This is a genomic window from Nitrospira sp. CMX1 (genome assembly GCF_054902215.1).
The window spans coordinates 22,337-47,052 of the sequence record NZ_JBUBKD010000012.1 but is presented as its reverse complement, the minus strand read 5'-3'; the positions used below and the strand labels follow the sequence as shown (position 1 = coordinate 47,052).

Sequence of the window (24,716 nt, the reverse complement as noted above, 5' to 3'; positions counted from 1 at the left end):
GGTCGTTGTTCCAAGCCCTCAATAGGCTGCGGGTTTCGAGAATGTCTGGTTTGAGACCAAGTCCAATACGTGGAGCCCGTGAAACTGTGCCTCAACTGGCCCCAAGGCGATGAGTCCTACTTGTCCGTCCTGGGGTAAGACTGCATCATCGACGGCAGCCACTTGGGCGCCATCGATGTAGACGGCAAGCCTCCCCTTATCGAGGTGCAAGAAATTGACTCGTTGGACTCGTATCGTATGCCAGGATTTTGGCGCGAGCTTCGCAGTGACTTGTCCCAGGACGGTCACGATGCCATTCACACTGCGTCTGGTCGTAACCAAGCCGGTTCCTGGCCGAAGCGTGATGGCGTAATAATTGGACGGGTCTGTGACGGCGATCGCGAGCCCAAGTTCACCTTGCTCAGTAGAACTGGGGGTACGTACCTGAACGGTTACATCTGGGTAAGTGGTTCTGACCTCCGTGGCAACGAGGAGCCGGGCACAGTCCTGTGCCCGGCAGGGGGCGGCGCGGACCAATCGCTGTGATCCATTCGGCAGGACCTGATCGACTTGGACTTGCCATCCATCAGCTTGTTCGCTCTGTCGGTCCAGCGTGGCGAATCCGGCAGGAAGGCGCCCCAGTTGGTCTTGATCAAAATTCCATTGCCAGATGATATTCTGCTTAGGTGGATTGGCGTGGACCGCCACATCGAGGACTTCACGTGAACGCGGTGGGCTCGGCAAGACGATTGCGGCAGCTTCCGGAGTCAGTGACTTGACGAGATCGTTTGCAACCAGTTGCCCTTGCAGACCTTTGACTCCAGCAATCTCATCCAGATCCTGTCTGGTCTGCCGCATCCGCTGCTGAAACCGATCCAGATGGCGCGGCACCGAGAGTGATTCCACTGCAACCAGTGCATAATGCGCATGGAGCATATCGTGAGGTTGCGTCAACAGCTCAACAGCTTGTTCCGCTTCGGCTTGGGCCTGTTGCAGCCAAGGATGGTCATAGCGTCGGTTCCACGATACAAACTGGATGCGATCCCAGGCCATCTCCGTCAAGATCCTCGCGTACTCGGCCGTACCAGGGGTTGTATCGCGTAGCAACGCCTCATGGATGCCGAGGGCATCGGTCGGATCATTGTTCCAGCGGGTCAATACACCAAGACGTCGGCGCTGCTCTGCCGTGGTTTGATGAAGTTGTCCCAAGGCCTCGTACGAGGCGAGGGATCGATAGAGTGCGTCTGCTGCCGGTTCATAACCCTCCGTCACCGCCGTTAATTCCTGCCGCCAGGTTTGGGCTTGGATTGTCCAGTACAGTTCAGCGATTCGCTGTAGTGCTTCCCCGTCATTGGCTGCTAAGCCACCTTTTACAACGCCTTGCTTGAGGAAGGCCTGATACGCGTCCTCACCACGCAGACGGTGGGCGTCTGTATGGTTCGGATCAATCAAGAGGAGTCGAGTCAGCAATTCCGCCCGTGCGGTCGATGAAAGATGAGAGGCTCGCCCCAAGGCTGCCTGTATGATAGGCGTAGCCTCAGTACGTTTCCACCACTGCGCCGACCCTGGGACGAGTTCTCCCTTTACTAAAGGCTGGGTCGGATCAGCTCGGTCAAACTTCCTCCCATTGTCCGGACGGAGACCATAGTGGGTAGTTGCAATCAGTGGGGTGCCGGGCAACACCTCATTCATCACGGCTCGATCCACGCTGAAGCCGAACGTGCGCAAGCCGGTCACTACAATAAACCGAGCCGTAACCTCGCGCACTGGTCCAAACTGACGTTGAGATCCATTCACCCACCAGATTTCTTCTGGGCTGAGGGCGAGCGGGGCGGTGAACGGATCAGGGTAGACGATCTGAATATCGACGGCTTGACCGGATACGGAGACTAGCGAATCATTCTTGATATTCGACAGGGCAAATGATTGCACCGGACTGGTTCGTATGACTGTTGTCTGAGGAATCGGAGCGTGGTCGTTCAAAATGATCGGTGGAGAGACGAAGACCGTCGGTGGGTAGTCTTTCCAATTTTCCGTGGTACGGTGGCGGTCAGCCAGGAGCCCAAGCCCGATTCCTCGTCCAGTCGCGTTGAAGACGCCGGATTCCGCTTGCTGGCTCACCATCAGGATGTGACCATGTAACGTGTCGTCCCAGCAACGTCGGGCCATCTCCGGCGATAATTTGGCTGGGTGCATGCCTGCAGTTTCCCGAGCGCGGTTCAGACAGCCTAAGTCGGCTGAAGCCCACGTCTCGATCTGGGAGTGGGACAAGGCTTCAACGTAGCGGAGGACAAAGCGGCCGGCGTCCTCGCTCGGCTTCATTCGGGAAGGTGCGGCGTTACTCAATGAGGAACAAGCGAAAAAGAATTCGCCTGCCAGGAGAATGACAAGTCCAATGGGGCGTAACAACATGGTTCGTGCTCCGAGGCAGTAAGAAGATCAAGAACGATCACCGGTGCGGTGATGCCAGTTGTGGTCGCAGTGGCGTCATTATTTGATGCAATCGCCAGTCCTGAGTGTTACAGAAAAAGGTGGGGAATAGTTGTTCGAGTGTCATCAGAAACGGGGGAAAGTGGGTGGTAGTGTTGCAGCTATCCCTGGGGATGTAAGGTAGGCTGTGTGTCAGTGCACAGGTCACTGTGCGAATGTGCGCCCATGCTCACTCAGCATGGGGCTTTCGCCGTCGATCCAGCATCCAACGGGTGATCCCAAGATGCTTGGCGGCCAGAGATTTATTTCCGTCAGACCGCTGCAATACTTCACTGATAATGCGGTCCTCAAGGTCAGACAGGGATTCACCGAGGCGGAATGATAGATGGATGTGATCGGCATTCGCGGTATCAGAGAACACCGATTTATGACGAACGGCATCTGTGACCGGCCGTACGGGCGTCTCTCGCACATCGGAGGGGAAATGCATCGCTTCAAGTGTCTCCGCGGGACAGAAGAGCACCGCCCGCTCCATCAGATTACTCAGCTCACGCACATTGCCTGGAAAATGGTACTGCAACAGAATCGCTCGTGCACTCTCGCCCAGATGACGAACCGGCTTCCTCAACGAGAGGGCTGAACGGGTCATGAATTGCTCCGCCAAGGGAATGATATCGTCTTGCCGTTCACGCAGGGGGGGGATCACAAGAGTCACGACGTTCAGTCGAAAATAGAGATCTTCACGAAACTCACCTTTCGTGACCGCTTCCTTCAGATTGCGATTCGTGGCCGCCATGAAACGCACATCCACTGGGATCGTGGCGGATCCCCCGACGCGGCGGAGCGTCCGTTCCTCGATGACCCGCAACAGCTTCGCTTGCAACGGGAGGGGGAGGTCGCCGATCTCGTCGAACATGAGGGTCCCTCCCTCCGCAAGTTCGATCAAGCCAGTTTTGCGACCTACAGCTCCAGTAAATGATCCTTTCTCGTGGCCGAAGAGTTCACTCTCAAAGAGCTCCCGTGGAATCGATGGACAGTCGACTTCGATACAGGGTTTGTTGGCTCTGGCGCTGTTATAGTGGATCACCCGCCCCATGTACTGTTTCCCAGTGCCGGTCTCGCCTTGGAGCAACACGGTGACACGGTCATTATTGGCGAGCTCCCGGACCTGAGTCATGAAGATCTGAGTGGCAGGGCTCTTGGCGATGACGCGGTCAAGCGCGTATCGGTCAGCGTCTTGCCCGCTCTGCACATGAACCTGGCGCTGCAACGTGAGCAGTTGCGTCGCTCTGCTCAGTGCATGCAGGAGGTCTTCCATGTCGATGGATTTGGCGACAAAGTCAAAGGCACCAAGTTTCGTCGCTTCAACGGCGTCCTTTACCGTGCCTCTCGCGGTGACCAGGATGACCAATAAGTTAGGCGAGGTCTGTTTGACACGGGCCAGCACGTCCAGGCCTGTGAGGTTCGGCATGACCAGATCAAGTACGAGAATATCCGGCTCAGCGGTGCGCAACAGCCCAAGCGCCTCCTCGCCTGAACTCGCGGTCTGGACCATATACCCGTGATCGCTGAGGCGCAGCGCGAAGGCTTCGCGAACAGACGCTTCATCTTCAACGAGAAGCAGTTGCCAGGTCATACTATCGCTCGGGTTTCAAGGGAAGCCACACGTCTACCACCGCGCCACTGCCGGAAGGGCTTGTGATCACGAGTTGACCACCATGCCGTTCGATAATGTCGTGGGTGATGGTGAGTCCAAGCCCAACGCCTTTTGCCTTCCCACTGGTGAAGAACGGCTCGAAAATCCGCTTGAGATCGCCTGGGGCAATCCCCTTTCCAGTGTCGGAGAAAGCAAGAAGCACACCAGGACCTCGTCGGGGTTCCATTCGCATGGTGATCGTGAGGTCTCCACCGTTCGGCATGGCGTCGATCGCATTCATCGTAATGTTGAGGCAGACCTGTTGGAGATGCGCACGGGAGGCCTCCACCAACGGCAGATCCGGGGCAATCGTCTTTCGTACCTGAACGTTCTGTTTGGTCAAGTTGGGTTTCAGCAAGGTCATGGTGTCATCGATAAGCGAGGGAAGATCGCAGGAATGGAGATCAAACGGGCGCTGCCGAAGTTGGCTTAAGTGAGACTCCAGCAGTTCATCAATTCGGGAGGCTTCCCGAGCAATGAGCCGGCAACGATCTCTCGCCGTCTGCGGCAAGTGTTCCTGATCGGCGAGGTGGGTGGCCAGACTGCCAAGCCCGATCAATGGATTGCGGACCTCATGGAGAATGCCACCGGTCAATTGGCCGACCAATTTCACCTGCTCGGCGTGGCGTAATGCCTCCAGCATGCGTTCGCGTTCGGTCAAATCCGTGAGGATGGCCATATAAGACTGGGTCTTGCCGTCCCGGTCCTTGACGGGACTCACGCTCTCCCACACGAGGAAGTCGGACCCATCCTTCCGCCGATTCACGAACCGATCGACGAAGGGCTGCCCCGCCCTGAGCGCTTGCCAAAGCCGGTCGTAAAATTCTTGGCCATGCTTCCCGGACTTCAGAAGCGAAGGCCGTTGGCCCAATGCCTCCTCGCTGGTCCAACCGGTCATCCGTTCGAGTGCCGGGTTCCATTCCAAGATACAACCCTCCGTATCGGTCAGCATGATCCCGTCCTGCGCGGCCATGAAGAGTCGATGGTAGAGCTCCCGCTGTGTATCGGCCCGTCGCCGTCGTTCCAATACCGTCGCGACCGTATTGGCAACGGTACAGAGAAACTCGAGCTCCGTGACCGTGTAATCACGAACCGACTTTGAATGGGCCGTCATGGCTCCATAGACGCGGTCCTCGACCAACATCGGCACGCACATGCCGGCGATGCCACCGTGCTCAGTGAGCAGTTTCGAGGGGGTGAAGCGCGTTTCCTTGCGCAGGTCTCGGACGACGACAGGCAGTCGCTCACGGATGGCGTAGCCGGCTTGCGAATGGGTACCGCCTTCAATGGTCAACTTCCCGATCAGGTCAGGGGCCAGGCCGATTCCTGCGACGACGGCGAGATGATCGTCTGACTCCCGTTGAACGAGAATCTTACAGAGTTCGACCTGGAGCGCTTCCGCCGTATGTTTGACCGCTTCATTCATGAGCTCCTGTGCCGGAGCGTCGCTGACCGCCAGGGTTCCGATCCGGGCGAGGACCGATTGGAAACGGGCAATCTGGGAGGCTTCCTGCACCAACTCCGTATGTTCGGTCACGTCCTGCAGGACTAACAGCACGCCGGTCTCCCCATGGTAGGGGACCACGTGGTAGCGGCATTCGTAGACGAATGTTTGACCGTGACGATCCAGGAGACGATAGGTCTTGCTACCCCGTACTCCCAGCGTTTTCTTATTCCAGCCCATCGCATCAGCAAAGAGCTGTGATCGTAACGAGGCCCCATGAGTGGAAGACTGGCCTGAGTCCGAAGTCGGTGCTTCCACCAGTTCGCCGAATTGTGAATTCTCAAACACCAGAATCCCCTTGGCCATAAGGCACAGCCCACCCTCCAGGCAATCGCTTACCCACGCCAATACCTCAGCGGCGGCGATTTCCGGTTTGGCACGAGTCGAATCTTTGAACCGAGAGGGAAGTGTTGTACGGCGCTTCACACAGAGCTCCTCTTGTGGGGCGGCGGCACGTCGTAAACGGGTAGTATACCGAGGTAGCTAAGATATCGTCGAGCGGTAAGAGGTGGACAAGGGAGTGCCCTGGATCGTGACGAGTACTGGCCAGCTCAGTGGACAGCGCATTCCGCGCGAACTACTGAAGGCATAGCAAAGGCCATGAGGGTCGTGATACAGAAAGGTATGATCCAGCGAACACTTGAAACGCTGTCCTTTGATAATACCTATGCCCGTCTTCCCCAGGCGTTTTATGCACGATTGAACCCAACTCCATTTAGCGCGCCTCCCTATTTGATCCATGCCAACCAGTTTACGGCTGAGTTGATCGACCTTGACCCCGAGCAATTGACGCGGCCAGAGTTTGCAGCGCTCTTCGGCGGGAATGTCCTCGCACCGGGCATGGAGCCACTCGCGATGCTGTATTCAGGCCATCAATTCGGGGTGTATGTCCCACAGCTGGGTGATGGGCGTGCGATCCTCCTCGGAGAAGCGACGAACGAACGAGGTGAACGGTGGGATCTTCACCTCAAAGGAGCGGGGATGACGCCGTTTTCTCGAGATGGGGATGGTCGAGCCGTGCTGCGCTCCACGATCCGTGAATACCTCTGTTGTGCCGCGATGCAGGGGCTTGGCATTCCGACCGCACAGGCACTGTGTATCGTCGGTAGTGACGACAAGGTCTATCGCGAGCAGATCGAAACCGGTGCAATGTTGGTTCGGATGGCGCCGTCACATGTCCGCTTCGGGAGCTTTGAAGTGTTCTATTACCGAAAGCAATATGACCATTTGAAAACCCTGGCCGATTATGTGATCGACCAGCATTTCCCCCACCTCCGCGATGTTGACGAAAAGTATGCGCACTTCTTCACCGAAGTCGTTGCACGAACCGCGAGGTTGATCGCGCACTGGCAGACTGTCGGTTGGGCTCATGGGGTGATGAATACGGACAATATGTCGATCCTCGGTCTGACGATGGATTATGGGCCGTATGGGTTTATGGATGACTATGATGCGGGGTTTATCTGCAACCATTCTGATTACAACGGTCGTTATGCCTTCAACCAGCAGCCTTCTATCGGACTCTGGAATCTGAGCTGCTTAGCTCAGACTCTGTTGCCGTTGGCAGAGAAAACAGCGCTCAAAGCAGGTCTGGAGACGTATCAACCGTTGTTTGATCGGGAATATCAGAAGCAGATGAGGGAGAAAGTCGGGTTGGCGGATGAACAGACCGGAGACGCGGAGCTGATTCGAGATTTCCTTGGACTGCTTCAAGGGAGCCATGCGGACTACACGACGGTGTTTCGAGAGTTGAGCACATTCTCCACATCGAAGGATGAGGTGCATGGGAAGGTGCGTGAGCACTTTCTCAACCATGAGCGGTTTGACGAGTGGGCGGTACGTTATCGAGATCGATTGCGACGTGAACGCAGCCGCGACGAGGAACGGTGTGACCGAATGAATCGAGTGAATCCCAAATACGTGCTGAGGAATTATCTTGCGCAGATCGCAATCGAGAAGGCACAACACAAAGACTTTTCTGAAGTCGATCGACTTTTCACATTGCTCCAAACTCCCTTTGCCGACCAGCCGGGTATGGAATCCTACGCCCTCCCGCCACCGAACTGGGGGAAACACTTGGCAGTCAGTTGTTCATCCTGAATCAGCTTGATGATCTACCTGTCAGGTGTACGGCCGGGACAGAGTTCGAATCCAAGGCGTGATTTTCTCATGCCGCTCTCTCCTAGTCCCGCGACACCAAACGGATCTGTCTCAACATTGTGTATGACTTCGCGGTCTGGGCGTTGGGTTGTGGTGGGTAGGTTGCCAGCCTGCGCGGCCGATGGCCACAATAACTTATAGCCTGCGAGCAGGGCACCACCGAGAGAGGTTTTCATAAATGTCCGGCGAGTCCAAGCCAAGGAATCTTTGTGTGTCATTGACCGCTCCGATTATGGTGGCTTGTCATCTGTCTTGAAATCAGTTCACTCCCGATAAATAGTTTCATGATTGTCCAATGGCGAGGGAGTCTTTTGCTCATACAATCAGCTCCAGTGCGCGCGTGTGCCAAGAGAGGACTGCTTTACGGATATTGATCTTGTCCGCAATTTTGGCATGGTCTGATCGGATGATGTGGGCGGCAAAATCAGCCATAAATCGGCTCTTGAGCGTGGCACGTGCACGATCGACCCCGACCTCTTGGTAGGGGGCGACGGCCAGCAGAAGAAAGCCATCATCGGGAATGCGGTCGTCTCGCATGTTGGCCGCAATGATCCCACCGGCTTTGCTGAGCGGATCGGCAAGTTCTGGGCTGTATGGGCCGATAATCAGCGCCAGGTTCGGCATGTGGAGCCAGTGGAACCCGCGTCCAATACCGATCATCCATTCGTGATGGACGATCTCCAGCGTGCGGTCGCTTTTTCGGATTTCCTCGATATGGGCGATGTTGCCCTGTACGAGAGGCAAGAGATCCTCCTGCATCTCTTCGGGCATGTCGGGATACAGCCGAGACAATGAGGCAGGCAAGGAAGCAAGATCTTGTGTGGAAACGGTCGAGAGGTCCAAGATGTCACGATGGTTGCTTCCGTGAAGAATCAGAGCGTCCTCGTCGGTTTCGAATCCACAGACCAGGGGGTACACCGTGCTGTGTGCCGAGCCGAAGACCTCCTCAACCTGCCGTTTGGTCCGCAGCGCATGGTCCCGGGAGGCATCGGTGTTATAACCCCAACCCGCACAGCCACGATGTTGATCACCCTTTGAATAGTGGTAATTGATCAGGACCAGCGTACGTCGGCCATGTCGGACCATGTGCTGGACCTGCTCTGTCATGACCTCTCCGAAATGTGGCCATCCCATGTCGAAGCGACCGCCGATATTGCGGATCGGCTGGATAATTCCGGATGGGGTATTGGTGGCCACGGAGAGATTGAGGCGCCCGTCCATGCATTTGAGGGCAATGATGGCAGTGTCATGTTTCGCACTGTACCGTTCGCGCGCCAGAAAGGATTCCGGACTCTGGTAGACCTGGGCATAGCGGCGGGCATGTTCCATCAGCCAATCAATTCGCTGTTGTATGGGAAGGTTTCGAATCACCGAACTGTCTGGACTTGCTTGAGTCAAGGCCGAGTTGCCCATCAGGATCTGCCTCCAGGATTGAGCGGCTAGAGTTTCTTTCAATCGGTTTCCTATTCTTGCCTAGACCTGGAAGCAAAATAAATACCTCCTCAAAACCCTATCTTCACTCCATACGGCTTTAGGTGACACAGTGATGAGCGAGGTGTGCGAAAACAGAAAGAAGAATTACTGCGCACAGTGAGGCACTAGATGGCAAATGCAACGTGCGATTGATGGTGGTCTTCGATGTAACAAGTGAATATGAGCGATTTCGCAATGAGCGAGACGTGCGAAAACGAGTGTACTGATAGGGGGAGGGGTATCGATTCTGGGGCCTGATGATGATCGAGTACAAGGTTCTGTCCAGACTCCATCCTCGGCCGTCAAGGGGTTGTTGGTTCATGCTGTTAACGAGCTCCTGTAAGGCGCTGCGTCTGGGTTCAGGGCGCCTTATCGTAAGGCGTCGTATCCTTCGAGCAGCGAGGTGGCAAAGAAGCCAAGCGACTCCAACAATGCCGTGGCAGTGGATCTATCCCTAGTGTTGGTTGGAGTCCTGCGGACTACACGATTGTGTTTTGACATGTGGCCCGGTTGCACGCAGAAGAACGTCTTGAGCGAGAAGTCGCGGGAGTATTTTCTCGATCATGCAAGGGTTTGATAAGTGGGCCGTACGGCATCAAGCTTTGGTTGCAAGCGGAAGGCAGCCGTGACGACGAACGGTGTGACCGATGGATCGCGTGAATCCCAAGTACGTGCTGAGGAATTGCCTGGCCCAAATCGAGATTGAGAACGCGCAGAGCTAAGACCTTTCCGAGATCGATCGACTCTTCACGTTGCTCCAAGAGCCCTTCAAAGACCACCCAGGCATGGAAACGTATGCCCTCTCTCCATCGAGAGTTGGGGTAAGCCTTTAGCAGTCAGTTGCTCATCGTAAGAACCGTAGGCCACCCTATTTCTACCGTCCATCGCGCTGTCTCTCTACTTCACAGTCTCGGATGTCTGATGTAGAGTGTCACGCACGGACGCTGCACAAGTGTCTGGATGATGGCACTCATCTCCTAAAAGCCAGATGGCCAAAAAGCAAAGCGATTCAAAAATTGCCGTGGCAGGGGCATTAACCCTGGTGCTGGCGCTGGCGGGAGCCATGTTGGTTAAGGAACCGCTGCGCAGTTCACGTCCGGTCGGCATGGGACTGGACATGAGGGCCACCGTTGAAGAGCAAGCGGTACGCGCGCGTTTGTGGGAAGATCCTGTCGCCGCGGTGCAGCGGGGCCTACGGGAAGTCAAGACGAACCGATCAGCCGCTACACCGTTCCCTCCACTCACACAACGGCTCCGGTCGCTTCGGCAAGCCATTACCGAGCGGGTCAAGGAGGGCCAGCGTCTTACGGTCCTCCTGGTGACGACCAGTGGAGGTCCCTATGTCGAAAGCACCGAGTCACGCCTTCGAGATCGGTACGCCATTGGTACGGCACTCGGTGTCGCGTGTTATGTGCCTGAACAGGAAGGTCAGCTGTCATTTGTCGAGTGGGACCCACAGAGTCCTCTGTCGGCGCTTCCCTATGAGTGGTACCGACTCAGACGGACCAGGCTGTGTGATGAGGAGTCGTCGCGCTCGCACAGTGTGCTGGTCGTCTGGTTCCCGGACGAAGCACTCGGTCGAGGCGTTCTCGCCAGTCTGACATCCTTCTCTCAAGCGCTCGTCTGTCGAGAGGCTGAGACGAAAAGCGAGTGTCTCCTCACCGAGGACACACGCAAGCTCGTTCGCTTGAATCCGCAACTGCAACGGGCGGTCACCTTCAAGATCCTCGGCCCTCACAGCTCCTCGGCATTTCGGGCGCTCCTGGCCGAGGCGGGAGAGTCCTATGGCGAGCCACATGTGGGAATCAGCGTCTGGCCGAACACTGACGGTTGGATCGAGCTGTATTCCCCGTGGAGTAGTGCGATGAAAGGGCTCCTGGCCTACGGACTCAAGCCGAGGAGTGGGAAAGGTTCAACCTGCGATTCCTACACGTCTTGTGAACAGGAATTTGCTCGCCGACTGACGGGTGCAAATATCCGGCTGACCTATGATATCGGGTCGGATGACCAGTTGTTCGAATCACTGGTCGAGGAATTAGAACGTCGGCAGGTTCGACTCGGCTGGGACGCGGTGATCCTGATCGGTGAATGGGATTCGTTCTACGGAAGGACGCTCCCGATCGAGTTCAGGGCTGCTGCGTGCAAGAAGATCGCGACCTTTTCCGAGCGGGATCTTATGACGATCGACGTTCCGGTAACGATCAAACAATGGTGTTCCGATATTCCCCATGCCGTCGATCTTCAAATTCGGCAGCAAGCCGACTATGAATCGTTGCGTCTCAATGTTCAGCGGTACAGCTACCTGAGCGGGCTGGATGGTGAAGTGCCGGGGGAAGACAAAAACAAAGCCGCACGTGCCGATAGCGCCAAAGACAGCCAGCGGGAGCGTCCGGAAGGGACCAGTCAGTTGGACTATGTGCGGGCGTTGGTGAACCGAATCCATGACGAGGGAGAAGGGGCTCGAGCCATCGGGATTTTTGGAACTGATCCGTATGATTCATTGCTGATTATCAAAGCCCTCCGTCCTGCATTCCCGCACGCCATTTTCTTTACGGTCGGTCTGGATGCGCGACATCTTCACCCCAGTGAGTACAAATGGACACGCAACATGGTCATGGCGTCGCCGTTTGGGCTGCAGTTGGATGGTGGTTTACAGCGCGATGTCCCACCCTTTCGGAGCAGTTATCAGACGTCGACCTATTTTGCGACCTTGCAGGCCGTCGGTCATGTCATGTGTCGTCGTGAGCCGTCTGGCATGACGAGCGGTCCCTGCAGGTCGACGTATCATGCTGTACTGATGCCTGAGGACCGTGTGTACGATGCCGGAGTTCATCCGAGATTGTTCGAGGTGGGAAGAAACGGTGCGGTTGATTTGAGCCTTGTCACACAAGAAGGTATCCGGACGATTCATCCGCTCCGTCCGGATCTGGGCTATACGGACGGGTACGGCCAGCTACGGCAAGGCATCGGATTCGACAATGCCGCGGTAGCGGCGGGGACGGTTGTGGGATTCGCGCTGTTCATTCTGATGGCTTGGAGCAACCAGCGTCTTTGGTCCGGCATCGTGAGGTATCCTCGTGTGTTGAGCATCACGGCGGTCGTGCTCGTCGCGCTGTTTGCAGTTTTTGTCGTGGCCGGCGGCGCCGACGCGCTGTTGGCCGGACATGACGAAGGTGAGCCGTTTTCGTGGACGGCCGGCGTCAGCATTTGGCCGAGCGAGTTGCTGCGTGTGGTGGTTGTGGTGCTGTCCGTCCTCCTGTTTGTCAAGGGTGCCCGCGATCTCAAAAAAAACAGCGAACAGATCGACGAAAAATTTCAGTTCGAAAACACTGCGAAGCGTCAGCGGCTCTCGCCGAGCACATTTTGGACGAATCTCCAGCGGGTCTACCATCCACTTGCCTCGGTTACCTTAATGAAGGTCGACCAGGCCTGGGGCCGCTATCGAGAAGCGAGCCAGCTGAGCCAAGGCATGGCTCGCACGGTTCTCCTGTTCATCCTCTACATGGGAGCGATGTGGGCCATCGGGCATTTCGTGTTGGACGAAGAATATATCCATCCCTGCCGTGGATCTCTGAGTTGCAACGCCGACTCGTTCATGACGCTTGCCAGCGTCGGGATCGTTGTGCTGCTGAACCTGGCGGTCTTCGATGCGGTCATGCTCTGCCGCCGATGGGTCGGGTGGGTGATCAGCTCAACGGGAGGGTGGTCCGATCGCGTACAGGAAGAGTACCTGCGCAATTATGGGTTGGGGGAGGCGCAGAGCGCGGAATTCGAGAAGTTGAAGTATCTCGCCGTGGTGGATCTGATTGCGCAACGGACAGAGGTGATCAATCGACTGATCCGCTATCCCTTTATTACGCTCCTGATCATGATCGCCGCGCGTAACGAGTATTTCGACATCTGGAACTATCCGCTCTTGTTGTTACTGTCCTGGTCGGTCAATGTTCTGGTCGCGCTCCTCGGAGCGTTCCTCCTGTATCAATCGGCTAGTCAGGCGAAAGCGGCCATGCTGGCGGGACTCAACCGACAAATCGTTCAAACCTTGGGTATCGGGAAGGACCACGATATTCGTGTGAAGCAGATTCAGCATGTGATCAGCGAAGTGGAAGACAATGAACAGGGTGCCTTTGTGCCGCTTTATCAACAGCCGGTCGTCGAATCGTCGTTGTACGGTCTGGTGGCGTTGCTGCAGTATCTGTATCTCAGCTAGAGGATGGCATGCGCGAAGCCTCACTCGGTGGATTAAAGGTCAGACTCGCCGGCGGCTCAGATGGAAGAGGCGGAGGCGATGGTCCGGTTGTCATCCTGCTCCATGGATTCGGCGCCCCAGGTGACGACCTGGTCCCGCTTGCAGATGTGATCCAGGTTTCCCGTGGGACCCGCTGGCTCTTTCCTGAAGCGCCGCTCTCGCTCAATATGGGGTTCGGCGACTCGCGGGCTTGGTGGATCATCGACTTTGCACGCATCCAGGCTGATCGAGAGGCAGGCCGCATTCGCGATCTGTCCGTAGAGGTCCCTCAGGGGCTGGCTCTCGCGCGTGAACGAATACTCACATTTCTCAAGGAGCTTCCACGGCAGTTCCCTGTCGACTACAAGAGAGCGGTCATTGGTGGATTCTCGCAAGGGGCCATGCTTACCTGCGATGCCGTGCTTCATACCGACTATCCCTTCGCCGGCCTGGTACAGTTGTCCGGTAATCTGTTGGCGCAGACTGTCTGGAATCCGTTGATGTCGAAGCGCAAAGGTCTACCGGTCTTTCAAAGTCATGGCCTACAAGACGATATCCTTCCCCATATCGGTGCTGAACGTCTCCGTGATGCGTTGACTCAATCAGGTCTCGTTGTGGAATGGCACAGTTTTCGCGGCGGGCATGGAATACCTGAGCCGGTGTTGCGGCGACTGAGCCTATTCATCACGAAGCTGCTGGGATAAGACCATGACATCGTTTGAGCTGATCGGGGCGGACGGCAAACGTATCAGAGGTGATCGACTCGATGGGACAGGACGACAGATCCTGTTCATCACGGGTTTTCTCTCCAAACGCTGGGGCAACAAGAGCAAGGCGTTGGTGCAATGGTGTCAGCAGCAAAGATGGGGATTCTGCTGTTATGACGTGCGCGGCTTCGGCGACTCGGAGGGATCCTTTACGGATTATACGCTTTCCGATTGGATCACCGATGCAAGGACAGTCCTCGAATCCATGCAAGCTGGTCCGCCCGTCACGATCATCGGCAATTCGCTCGGTAGCCGGATTGCCTGGCTGGTTGCGCAGGAATTCTCGATTGTAGGAGAACTCATCTTAATTGCACCCGCGTTCAACATGATGGGTGAACGAGCCAAGAGCATCCAGAAGGAACGGCTTCATGATTGGCATACCGCCGGATGGATGCCGTGGGATGATGACCCGTTGCATAGAGACTGGCCGTTGTCGTGGAAGTGGGTCGAAGAAAGCGAACAGTATTGGACGAAGACATTTGATGTCGTGCGCCATGTGAAGACGACGATTCTGCATGGGAAGCAAGATAGCGTTGTCTCACCGCAGGGGAGTCAGAGGTTTTCCGATGAGCTGTTGCGTCTCAACCCCAGTTTCCCGCTTGATCTGCGGCTCATCCCCGGCGACCATCGGCTGAGCAGCCCCGAACATCTCGATCTGTTTCGGCGACTGGTGTTGAAGCAGGCATGACACGGGGCTGAATCCTACTGGCGTCTGGTGGTCGGAGGTAACAGGAAGATTCTGACTCCGGATATAGCAGATCGCTCTGCCCACGTGTTCGGCAATGATGGCGATGCCTGTGTGTCAACTCAATGCAGTGTCCTTCCCTTAGTTCCTTCCGAGTGCGGGAGGGTTTCTCATGTTCGGCAACCTATCTTTATGTGTTCAGGAATCGGATCTTGCGAGAGCTACGTAAGTGGACTAGAATTCATTGCCAGTGATGACACCAAAAGCTACGAAGAAGAAGCGGTGGATCAGAGCGCGACCGAGTGCTCAGGTCCAGCGAGTCGGAGATCGGCCAGGAGTTGTGACCGAGTCAGCCAGAGACGAGTTCTTCGCTGAAGCCTTCCGTCTCAGTTCCCATCCCATCGGTATTACGGAACTTGAAACCGGGCGTTGCCTGGAAGTCAACGATGCGTGCCTCAAGACATTCGGGTTTCGCCGCGAGGAAGTCATCGGTCGGACTACCTTGTTCTTGGGGATCTGGCCAGACGCGCGAGACCGAGCCAGACTGGTTGATCGACTTCGATCGCAAGGGACCGTCACAAATCTCGACGTATTGGTACGGGTCAGGGACGGTGACCTTCGACAATTCCTGATCTCTGCAGACCTGATTACGCTCAGAGGGACACCCTGCGTGCTGACGATCGGTAACGATATTACCGATCGTCAGAAGGCTGAGGAGGCATTGCATCGGACGGCTGAGGAATTGGAACAACGTATCCGAGAGCGAACGGCGGATCTCAAGCGAACCAATACGGCGATGCAGGAGAGTGAGGAACGCTTTCGCTTGTTCGTCGAGCATGCGCCGGCTGCCATTGCGATGTTCGATCGTGATATGCGGTATCTGGCGGCCAGCCGGCGATGGATTGATGATTACCACCTCACAGACGGGATCCTCGGTCGATCGCACTATGATGTCTTCCCGCACAGTCACGTGCGCTGGAGGAATGCCCACCAGCGAGGTCTTGCCGGAGAGGTATTACATGCTGACGAAGACCAGTTCCTTCAGCGTGATGGCTCTAGCCAATGGATTACCTGGGATGTTCGGCCTTGGTATCGCAGTGATGAAGTCGGTGGAATCATCATTGCTACGGAAGACGTGACGGTTCGGGTCAAAGCCAAAAAGGCGCTTCATGAACGGGAGGAACGGTCCGATCAGGTCGTTCGATTAGCCAACTTCGGGATTCTTGATCAGGACCATCGCACAGGGAACGTCTATTGGTCTCCGGTGATGCGGGAAATCTACGGCGTCGGATCCGATGCCCCTGCCTCGTTGGAAGGGTTCATCCAGTTGATCCATCCAGAAGATCGCACCATGGTGCGATCGGCGATTGAGCAGGCGTCTGACCCTGTGAACGACGAGTTGTATTCGGTCGAGCACCGCCTGCTGCTGTCGAATGGCCACGTGCGGTGGATCAGCTTTCGAGCCTGGACCCTGTTTGACCAGGGCGGACCGGCGCGCCGCCCCACTCGAACGCTGGGTGCAATGATCGATATTACGAAGCGCAAACAGGCCGAGGAGGCCCTAAAAGTCAGTGAGCGCCGGTTTGCTTCATTTATGGATAATTTGCATGGCTTTGCATGGATCAAGGATGCCCAGGGTCGATATGTGTATGTGAATCGACTCTTCCAAGAATCTCTGCTGAAGGGGAAAGACTGGAACGGAAAGACCGCGGACGAATTGTGGCCGACTCAGGTGGCGGAACCGTATACGCGCAATGATCGGCAAGTACAGGAGACTGGCGTCCCGTTGCACACTGTCGAGTCCTTCATCCAGCATGGAGAAGTTCGACACGCCCTTGTCAGTAAGTTTCCCATCGTTGATCATCAGGGAGAGTCGGCCTTGTTCGGAGGGGTGGCTGTCGATATCACAGAGCGCCAGCATACCGAAGAGCTGCTCAAACAGCAGGCCGACATGCTGAACCACTCCAGCGATGCCATCTTGGCGTGGAAGATCGGCGGAGGAATCGTGTATTGGAATCACGGAGCAGAGGAGCTCTATGGTTGGCGATCACATGAGGTGATCGGGCGCGGGAGTCATGAACTGCTCAGCACCAATCCATTGTCGACGGTGACCGACATGGAAGCGTGTCTCACTCGAGACGGCCGCTGGTCCGGTGAGCTGTCCCACGTCACCAGGGATGGGCGGCAGGTGATTGTCGAGAGTCGACTTGTGCGGGTCACGTATGGCGGAATGGACTATGCCTTGGAGTCCAATCGTGACATGACGGAACGCAAAAGAGCGGAAGAGACGTTGCATCGCAATCAGTTGGAGCTGCACCAGCAGCAAGTGCAATTGGAAGAGTTGACCTCAAAACTATTGAACGCCCAAGAATGTGAGCGTCAACGGATCGCTCGAGAGCTGCACGATGATGTGAGTCAGCGGTTAGCTGCCGTGGTGTTGGAGGTCGCCTCGTTGGAACAACAGCCGGCTCCTGTGCTCGGTGTCTGTGCCAAAGCGCTCGCCGCGCTCCGTGAGCAGCTGGAACAATTGTCCGATGATGTGCACACGCTTGCCTATCGGCTGCATCCTTCCCTCCTAGAACATGCTGGACTCCGTCCCGCGGTGGAAGATCATGTCCATCAAGTGTCCCGTCGTGTCGGTCTGCCCATTGCACTCAAGATTGCCGGGGTGCCGACTGCAATTTCTCTCGATCATGCAACCTGTCTCTTCCGCGTCATGCAGGAAAGTGTGCAAAATGTGGTCAAGCATGCGCACGCGACGGCGGTGACGGTCCAGCTCCGAGGATCATCGAAAGGCGTGGGGTTGTCCGTGACCGATAACGGGAAGGGGATCGATTTGAGCGATCACCAAACCCTTCAACGGGGGTTGGGGTTGAGCAGTATGGAAGAACGGCTACGACAACTGCACGGGCATTTTCAGATTCGATCTCACCCGGAGGGAGGGACAAAGGTGTGTGCCTGGATTCCCTGTGAGGTGGAGGTCCCATGAAACGGCCACGTATCTTGATGGCAGATGACCATGCGATCGTGTTGGCTGGGCTTCGGAAGTTGGTCGAAGCTGAGGGTGACGTGGTGGGGATGGTAGAAGATGGACGTGCATTGGTCAATGCCGCGCAGGAGCTGCGTCCCGATATCGTGTTGCTCGATATCTCTATGCCGCTCCTGAATGGGTTGGATGCGGCTCGCCAGTTGACTAAGTTGGTGCCGGAGACCAAGCTGATCTTTCTCACCATGCACGCGACTCCTACCTATGCCACTGAAGCCTTCAAAGCCGGTGCGGCAGGGTATCTCATTAAGCGGTCGGCGGCCGTGGAACTCAAGCAGGCCATCCAGGCTGTTATGCGAGGCCAGCACTATATGACTCCACTGATTACGAAGGATGTGTTGGCGGCCACGCTACAGTCCGTAGATGGTTCATCGACCAAGGCGATGGTAACCGCGTTGACTCAACGGCAACGTGAGGTCTTGCAGCTCGTTGCGGAGGGGAAAGGGACCAAGACGATTGCCTCTATCTTGAATATCTCGGTGAAGACCGTTGAGTTTCACAAATTCAGGATAATGGGCGAGCTCAATCTGCATTCCACTGCGGACTTAATCAAGTATGCGATCGCCGAAGGCCTCGTCAGCGTCTCCTCCTAGACGAACGCTCCAATAGGTGTTCTTTCTCCCATCCGACACTACTCGGCTGATTCTTCAGGTGGATCTCTCGAAGGACTCCCTGTTTCTCCTAGATCCACCAGGATGGTGTGCCGACATGGTGTTGTCGGCGGGTAGAGGGATGAGCCTCTGAACGATCCAAGTCCCATGTGCAGACGGGCATTGCCAATCCTCGGCACGGAATCTCGGTTCCGCTATCTCTTGGTCAATGCCGAGTCTATGTTAGGTTGCGCAGAGAGATTTCGACTCCCACAACAATCTCCAGACTGCTAGTAAGATCTCCTTGTTCGACTAGTGACTTCCCTAGTTCACCGATCAGGCAAAGGCCAAGTATATTTCAAAGAATGAGGCGCGATGGAAATAGGGAAAGATCCATCATGCTGATAGGGTACCTACCTCTGTTTATGTAGGAGGCGCCATGCTGGTAGCAGCGATCATAGAGCGAGTTCATCGTGCGTTGGAAGAGTATGGGAAAGATTGCTCTATGGAGGAAGTGGTGGGGCTCTGCCCGGACCTCACTTGGAACCAGGTTTACTTGGCCATCGATTACCTGAGTAAAACCGGCTTGGTTCGCATCGCATTGGATCCAGACCGGACTTATACGATCCAAATTTATCCGGCGTTCAGCGAACCACCATCAACCGCGTCGCAGCAGAGTTCGATGCAAGAGGCTGCATCCGAAGCGAACGCGACCGCACTCCTTCCTTTCTGAACCATTCTAGGAAACATCGATACTGAGGTCTTCTAGGGCTATTCCAGTACCACTGTATTTCTCGATGAAGACAGTGTTGAGCTGGCGTGTCGTCGAATGGATCACATTTCGAAATTTGAAAAATAAAGTTGGGGGGGTATTAATCCGGCTTTCCCTCCGAGGGGGAAATGAGTGTCGGCAATAGGGTCACGTGCGAAAAGATCATTGAGTTTCATGTACTTATGGATCAATGATGCTTCTGGGTCGCCGTCGCGAGTGTTCCCTACAGACGGTCGCAATACTGATTGCAAGCTACTTGACACTGGATTATGAGCGGAATAAATATAGGCCCGACATTGGTTCCCGAAGGTGCGGTGGGCCGAGTTGTTGTTTGACGTCAAACCATGGTGATGTCTTCTGCAACTTAGTTCAGGGGAAGGATGTCGGCCAATCCCATTCCTTGAGAAGTGTGCTGTTATCTACTGAGTTCGTTGCGTGACGGGTCCGAACGAAAGGAGTAGTGATGGATACTCTCATCATGTTTATCATCGTGATGCTCGTGCTGTTTGTGGCCGGCCTATTCGTGTGGAAGAAGAGCCAGTAAGAATTGTCTGCGCTGCTTCCAAGAGGCTATTGCTTGCGGAGCAAGGTAACCCATCTCGGCTGAAGATCCTCGGGTTGGTCGGGATGGGAACCGCGGTCTGTTGTGTGCGATCTGTGGTTCGGGTTAACTCGCCATCTCGTCGAGATTAGCCCTATGGGTAGTTCTGCCAGGATTCTTGGTCTCTTTTGTGAGCCTCATCAGCAGACTAGCCAGTAACGGCCTCATCCTCATGCCAATCAGATGCGAATGAAAATGGCGGCTGCTGCCGAGAGGCAGCTGCGCGTGGTAGTTGTTAGGGCCGCGAGTTGTCTGGAAATCAGCGCGATCCAGAGTGGGGGCTATTCACGGATTGCCTTAGCTCGTTTCTGCAGGTAGGCATTTCTTACTGCGGCATAGAGATCTAGGGTGGATTCTTCGACGCCTTGAAACTTTTCTAGATTCAGCGAACGGTCATTGACGATCTCTGTCGCACGCGCACCGATCGAGATGGCATACGTGGCCACTCGTTCATCAACATCCACCACTGTCGGAATCGAATGGATGTTATGCATGGTGGGCAGGATGAGCCAATAAATCGGATTGAGCGCGATATCCCCGCCATACCCGATAAGGTCTCGAACCGTATAGGGGCCTAGCAGCGGCACCATCAGGTAGGGACCAGGCTTCACCCCGTAAAATCCGAGTGTCTGCCCGGTATCCTCTTCCGGTGTAGTGAGATTGAACCGTTGGGCGACATCGAAAAACCCACCGATCCCAACCGTTGTGTTAATAAGAAACCGCCCCGCTTCAATCCCGGCGCCTTTGAATTTCCCTTGGAACAGGTTATTCAGGAGTCGCGGGGTTACACGACTATTGTAGAAGACGTTACTGACACCGACTTGGACGATATTCGGGACAACGGCGTTGTAGCCTTTGGCAACCGGCTTGAGTATCCATCGATCGAGTTGCCGATTGAACTCAAAGAATTTGGCATTCATCGGCTCCCAGGGATCATACTCTTCTATCCCCTCCACATCCGATTTAGCGAAGGGATCGAATGGCTCATCTGGAGAGGAATCCGTAACGGCTCCAGGAGGCGGTGTCTGGGAGGAGGCTTCAGGCGGCAGTATGCCCTGGGGCTGCTGTGCGGGTTGGGACGTCATGGGGCCTGATGTGCTTTTGGCAACGGCACAGCCGGAAGCGAGCAGCAACACAAGAGCAAGGGCACACCCTTCTATAGCCAGGAACGGCCTGAGCGGCCTGTACGTAATGATCGTTCTCATTCTTGGCGTGATCCTCCTCAACCTGACCAGGATTCTACCGACAATTCGGCCCAGCACTGTACCAAAAGTCGCGTCGCCGGCCAATCACTTATTTCTGATTTCTTCTTCCTTCAGTGATGACGTGCAAGGTGCAAAAGTGATCGCTATAATGAGAAAAGATGTGCGATATGGTGTCGCGAATCAGGAAAGCCTGACCACAGTGCGAACAGCGGCTCAGTAAACCCGGATCATGATACTATTGGGCCAAGGGGTGAGAGACATCCGATGCTCGTCTTGATTCACAAAGAGTGTGGCGGTCCGGCACTGGAAGAGTCGCCGGTCGGAGAAGTCTGCGCGATCCCCGTCGATCGATTTCCCTTCTCCTGCTTTACTTGTTTGGAAGAGCTTCTCGACGAATCTGAAGTGCGGTGGTCGGAAGAGCTGGGGATCTAGTAAAGAGATCAACTGCATCCTAACCCAGGCAAGAAAGCGCCAGGCAATCAAGCCTTCCGCCTAGGGTTTCGTAGCCTTTCGAAAAGCCGCTCTCGCGGTTTGGACAGCAGTTAATATTTCATCCCGCTGCCCGTTCTCAAATGACTTGATCAGCTCAATGAGCCATCGGCGGTGCTTGGCAAAGATCGGATTCTTGTCGATGAAGGTAATGATTGAGCTGAAGTCCCACGTCAAAAAGAAATCCGAGCCTTGTTGAGAGAGTAGGGACAAGGTCCTTGCCAACTCTGTCTGTGTTCGCTCGACGGTTCCAAGAGCCACTGAATTCGAAATTCCAATGGCAAGTAAGGCGATACCATTTGAAGGTCCCAGATCTGGGTGGTCTAGTAACATCGCGAGGTGATCGCGTGTCTTGGCGAATTGGCTACTAAGGAACAAAGTTTCTGTGAGACTGCCGGAAGTATCGATCCAGGCTTGTGGAAACTGTTCCTTTGTGTAGACCGTGAAGGTCTCGAGTAACGCGGCCTCGGCTGCCTGGAGGAGGCGCGTACTGTCCATTCCGCTGACCCGGACCCCTTGGTCGCTGAGCACGGTGCCGAGATTCATCTGGGTTCTGGCCCAATCTTGGGGGAGCAACGCTTTCGTGTAGACCGTCAAGGCCTGGCGGTAGGCGGCCTCAGCCGCTTGAAGCAACCGCATGCTGTCGGCCCCGGTCGCCCGCCGCCCTTGGTCGCTCAGTACGAGGCCGAGGTTGTTCTGAATCATGGCCCAGTCCTGCGGGAGCGCGTCTTTCGTGTAGACCGTGAGGGTCTCGCGATAGGCGGCCTCGGCTGCTTGGAGGAGGTGCGTGCTATCCGTTCCGCTGGCCCTGACCCCTTGGTTGTGCAGCACAATGCCGAGATTGTTCTGGGTCCTGGTCCAGTCTTGGGGCAGCTGGTCTCTTGTGCGGACGGTCAAGGCCTGGCGGTAGGCGGCCTCAGCCGCTTGAAGCAACCGCATGCTGTCGGCCCCGGTCGCCCGCCGCCCTTGGTCGCTCAGTACGAGGCCGAGGTTGTTCTGAATCATGGCCCAGTCCTGCGGGAGCGCGTCTTTCGTGTAGACCGTGAGGGTCTCGCGATAGGCGGCCTCGGCTGCTTGGAGGAGGTGCGTGCTATCCGTTCCGCTGGCCCTGACCCCTTGGTTGCGCAGCACAATGCCGAGATTGTTCTGGGTCATGGCCCAGTCTTGGGGCAGCTGGTCTTTGGTGCGGACGGTCAAGGCGGCTTGATAGGCCACGACGGCCTGGCCAAGGAGCTGCGTACCGGCCTCGCCGTCGGTGCGGCTGCCTTGGTTGCGCAGCACAATGCCGAGATTGTTCTGGGTCTTGGCCCAGTCTTGGGGCAGCTGGTCTTTGGTGTAGACGGTCAAGGCGGCTTGATAGGCCGCGACGGCTTGGGCGAGGAGCTGCATGCCGGCCTCGCCGCTGATGTGCGTGCCTTGCTCCTTCAGCACGACGCCGAGGTTCATCTGGGTCCCGGCCCACTGCTGCGGGAGCGTGTCTTTTGTGCGGACGGTCAAGGCGGCTCGATAGGCCGCGACGGCTTGGGCGAGGAGCTGTGTGCCGGCCTCGCCGCCGGTGCGGCTGCCTTGGTCGCGCAGCACGACGCCGAGATTATTCTGGGTCATGGCCCAGTCTTGGGGCAGCTGGTCTTTGGTGTAGACGGTCAAGGCGGCCCGATAGGCCGCGACGGCCTGGGCGAGGAGCTGCATGCCGGCCTCGCCACTGGCGCGCGTGCCTTGCTCCTGCAGCACGCCACCGAGGTTGTTCTGGGTCATGGCCCAGTCTTGCGGGAGCGCCTCTTTCGTGTAGACCGTGAGGGCCTCGTGATAGGCCGCGACAGCCTGGGCAAGGAGCTGCGTACCGGCCTCGCCGCCGGTGCGGGTGCCTTGGCCATTCAGTGCAGCGCCCAGGGCGTTCTCGATTTCAGCCCAGGCTTTGGGAAACTCCGTCTTTGTATAGATAGTTTGCGCCGCACCATATCTATTCACCGCTTCTGCCAAATGCTCCTGAATGGCAGCGTCTTTTGTTCTGATGCCTATTTGCCAATTCGCCACGCCAATCAGCCATTGCATGTCTGCCCAGAGGGTCGGAAGGTCTTTCATCTCGACATAACTGAAGCCTTCTTTGTATGAGACAAGTGCCTTGTCGAATTGGTAGTTGGCGTAATAGGTATCACCGGTGGCTTTGAATTCCGCCACTACTTCCTCGGTGAGCTTGAGGAGTTGGCGCTTCGCCTCATCTAATTGTTCTGGGGTAGGTTTGCCAGTGGGCGATACCACAAAGCGTGGGACGCGACTCTCTCGTGTCTCGGTGTTGGGTTGGAATCGCTTGCCAGAGTTGGTCACGCGAATCACTTTGTCTGACACATATACAAACGAGGGTTCAACGGGACAGTCACTTCTTAAATGGCCCTTGGATAGGGTCTCAACCTCCTGACGCTTCTTCTTGAGCAACTCCACCTTGCCGGTCGCATTCTGCTCGCATCGTGTCGCCGCCTGTTTCAAATCCTTTCGATAGATCGCGGCAAGGCATTGCTTGCCCAAGTCGCTCGATTGCTCGTATTGCTTCACGAGGGCGGCAACCTTTGCGTTCACCTCTCCCTCGGGCAGTCCATGTTCGCTCGCATAGTCTTTCACCACTTGTGCCGGATCTGCGCTTCCCTCTTTGCCATCAGGTTTGATCTGGCCTTTCAGCTTGTCTGGTAAGCTCTCCAAGAGCTTGTCGAGCTGTGCAGGGGACAGAAATTCCGAAGACGCTTCCGGCGAGAGGACGATGTCGCTTGTGAAATCTTTCTTCAGCTCCACTTTTCCACCGACCGGCGTGGCAATCGCCCACCCCCTGCGCTTGACATAGAGCACGATGGTTTGTCCGATCCGGTATGCATCGGGCACCAGCACACGATAGCCTCCATCCACCTGCGTCAGATAGGGATTGCCGACGTTCACGATCCAGACCTGCGCGCCGGCTGCCGGTTTCTTCGTGTCACCGTGATTCTCAAGTATTTGCCCCTGTAGCCAGTTCTCAGCTTGCGCGAGCCCTTCCAGAGTCGTGACCATGAAGACGAGCAAGGTGATGAAGCGTACGATGTGTATCACGTACATTTTCGAGAGT

Annotated in this window: 14 protein-coding genes; 8 read left to right on the top strand and 6 right to left on the bottom strand. The window is 56.0% G+C overall.

Going from position 1 to position 24,716, the window contains the following annotated elements; genetic code table 11:
* Positions 1-18 precede the first annotated feature (18 nt).
* From ACYX34_RS03730 to ACYX34_RS03720, 3 genes are all read right to left on the bottom strand, one after another.
* Positions 19-2,391, bottom strand: coding sequence for a hypothetical protein (locus ACYX34_RS03730; protein ID WP_462075216.1), 2,373 nt, complete (start codon positions 2,389-2,391; stop codon positions 19-21).
* Positions 2,392-2,638: 247 nt separating this feature from the next.
* Positions 2,639-4,045: a sigma-54-dependent transcriptional regulator gene (locus ACYX34_RS03725; protein ID WP_462075215.1), complete on the bottom strand. Its 1,407-nt coding sequence runs from the start codon at positions 4,043-4,045 to the stop codon at positions 2,639-2,641.
* 1 nt (position 4,046) lies between these two features.
* Positions 4,047-6,035 (bottom strand): PAS domain S-box protein, encoded by a 1,989-nt coding sequence (locus ACYX34_RS03720; protein ID WP_462075214.1) that lies wholly within the window; start codon positions 6,033-6,035, stop codon positions 4,047-4,049.
* 198 nt (positions 6,036-6,233) lie between these two features.
* Between ACYX34_RS03720 and ACYX34_RS03715 the strand changes: the two genes are divergently transcribed.
* A complete protein-coding gene (locus tag ACYX34_RS03715; protein WP_462075277.1) occupies positions 6,234-7,709 on the top strand; it encodes a protein adenylyltransferase SelO in 1,476 nt (491 codons plus the stop codon).
* Positions 7,710-8,084: 375 nt separating this feature from the next.
* On the opposite strand, the gene ACYX34_RS03710 is transcribed toward ACYX34_RS03715, so the two are convergent.
* Positions 8,085-9,182 carry a hypothetical protein gene (locus tag ACYX34_RS03710; RefSeq protein ID WP_462075213.1) on the bottom strand — a complete coding sequence of 366 codons (1,098 nt, stop codon included), beginning with the start codon at positions 9,180-9,182 and terminating at the stop codon, positions 8,085-8,087.
* Positions 9,183-10,230: 1,048 nt separating this feature from the next.
* Between ACYX34_RS03710 and ACYX34_RS03705 the strand changes: the two genes are divergently transcribed.
* The 6 genes from ACYX34_RS03705 to ACYX34_RS03680 all read left to right on the top strand — a co-directional run bounded on the left by ACYX34_RS03705 (position 10,231) and on the right by ACYX34_RS03680 (position 19,291).
* The gene (locus ACYX34_RS03705) at positions 10,231-13,452 is read left to right on the top strand and encodes a hypothetical protein (protein WP_462075212.1); all 3,222 of its coding nucleotides are present in this window, start codon (positions 10,231-10,233) and stop codon (positions 13,450-13,452) included.
* Between the two features lie 8 nt (positions 13,453-13,460).
* A complete protein-coding gene (locus tag ACYX34_RS03700; protein ID WP_462075211.1) occupies positions 13,461-14,174 on the top strand; it encodes an alpha/beta hydrolase in 714 nt (237 codons plus the stop codon).
* A gap of 4 nt (positions 14,175-14,178) precedes the next feature.
* Positions 14,179-14,925, top strand: coding sequence for an alpha/beta hydrolase (locus ACYX34_RS03695; RefSeq protein WP_462075210.1), 747 nt, complete (start codon positions 14,179-14,181; stop codon positions 14,923-14,925).
* 250 nt (positions 14,926-15,175) lie between these two features.
* Positions 15,176-17,911, top strand: coding sequence for a PAS domain-containing sensor histidine kinase (locus tag ACYX34_RS03690; RefSeq protein WP_462075209.1), 2,736 nt, complete (start codon positions 15,176-15,178; stop codon positions 17,909-17,911).
* Positions 17,908-18,561 carry a response regulator gene (locus ACYX34_RS03685; protein WP_462075208.1) on the top strand — a complete coding sequence of 218 codons (654 nt, stop codon included), beginning with the start codon at positions 17,908-17,910 and terminating at the stop codon, positions 18,559-18,561. Before ACYX34_RS03690 ends, ACYX34_RS03685 begins: the two co-directional genes overlap by 4 nt.
* A 436-nt stretch (positions 18,562-18,997) precedes the next feature.
* Entirely contained in the window at positions 18,998-19,291 is a 294-nt protein-coding gene (locus ACYX34_RS03680) for a hypothetical protein (RefSeq protein ID WP_462075207.1), read from the top strand.
* A 921-nt stretch (positions 19,292-20,212) separates the two neighbouring features.
* On the opposite strand, the gene ACYX34_RS03675 is transcribed toward ACYX34_RS03680, so the two are convergent.
* Positions 20,213-21,136 carry an MlaA family lipoprotein gene (locus ACYX34_RS03675; protein ID WP_462075206.1) on the bottom strand — a complete coding sequence of 308 codons (924 nt, stop codon included), beginning with the start codon at positions 21,134-21,136 and terminating at the stop codon, positions 20,213-20,215.
* Between the two features lie 264 nt (positions 21,137-21,400).
* On the opposite strand from ACYX34_RS03675, the gene ACYX34_RS03670 reads away from it, so the two are divergent.
* Positions 21,401-21,568 carry a hypothetical protein gene (locus ACYX34_RS03670; protein WP_462075205.1) on the top strand — a complete coding sequence of 56 codons (168 nt, stop codon included), beginning with the start codon at positions 21,401-21,403 and terminating at the stop codon, positions 21,566-21,568.
* Between the two features lie 60 nt (positions 21,569-21,628).
* Here the strand turns inward: ACYX34_RS03670 and ACYX34_RS03665 are convergent, their stop codons facing one another.
* Entirely contained in the window at positions 21,629-24,706 is a 3,078-nt protein-coding gene (locus ACYX34_RS03665; RefSeq protein ID WP_462075204.1) for a hypothetical protein, read from the bottom strand.
* Between the last annotated feature and the right edge of the window lie 10 nt (positions 24,707-24,716).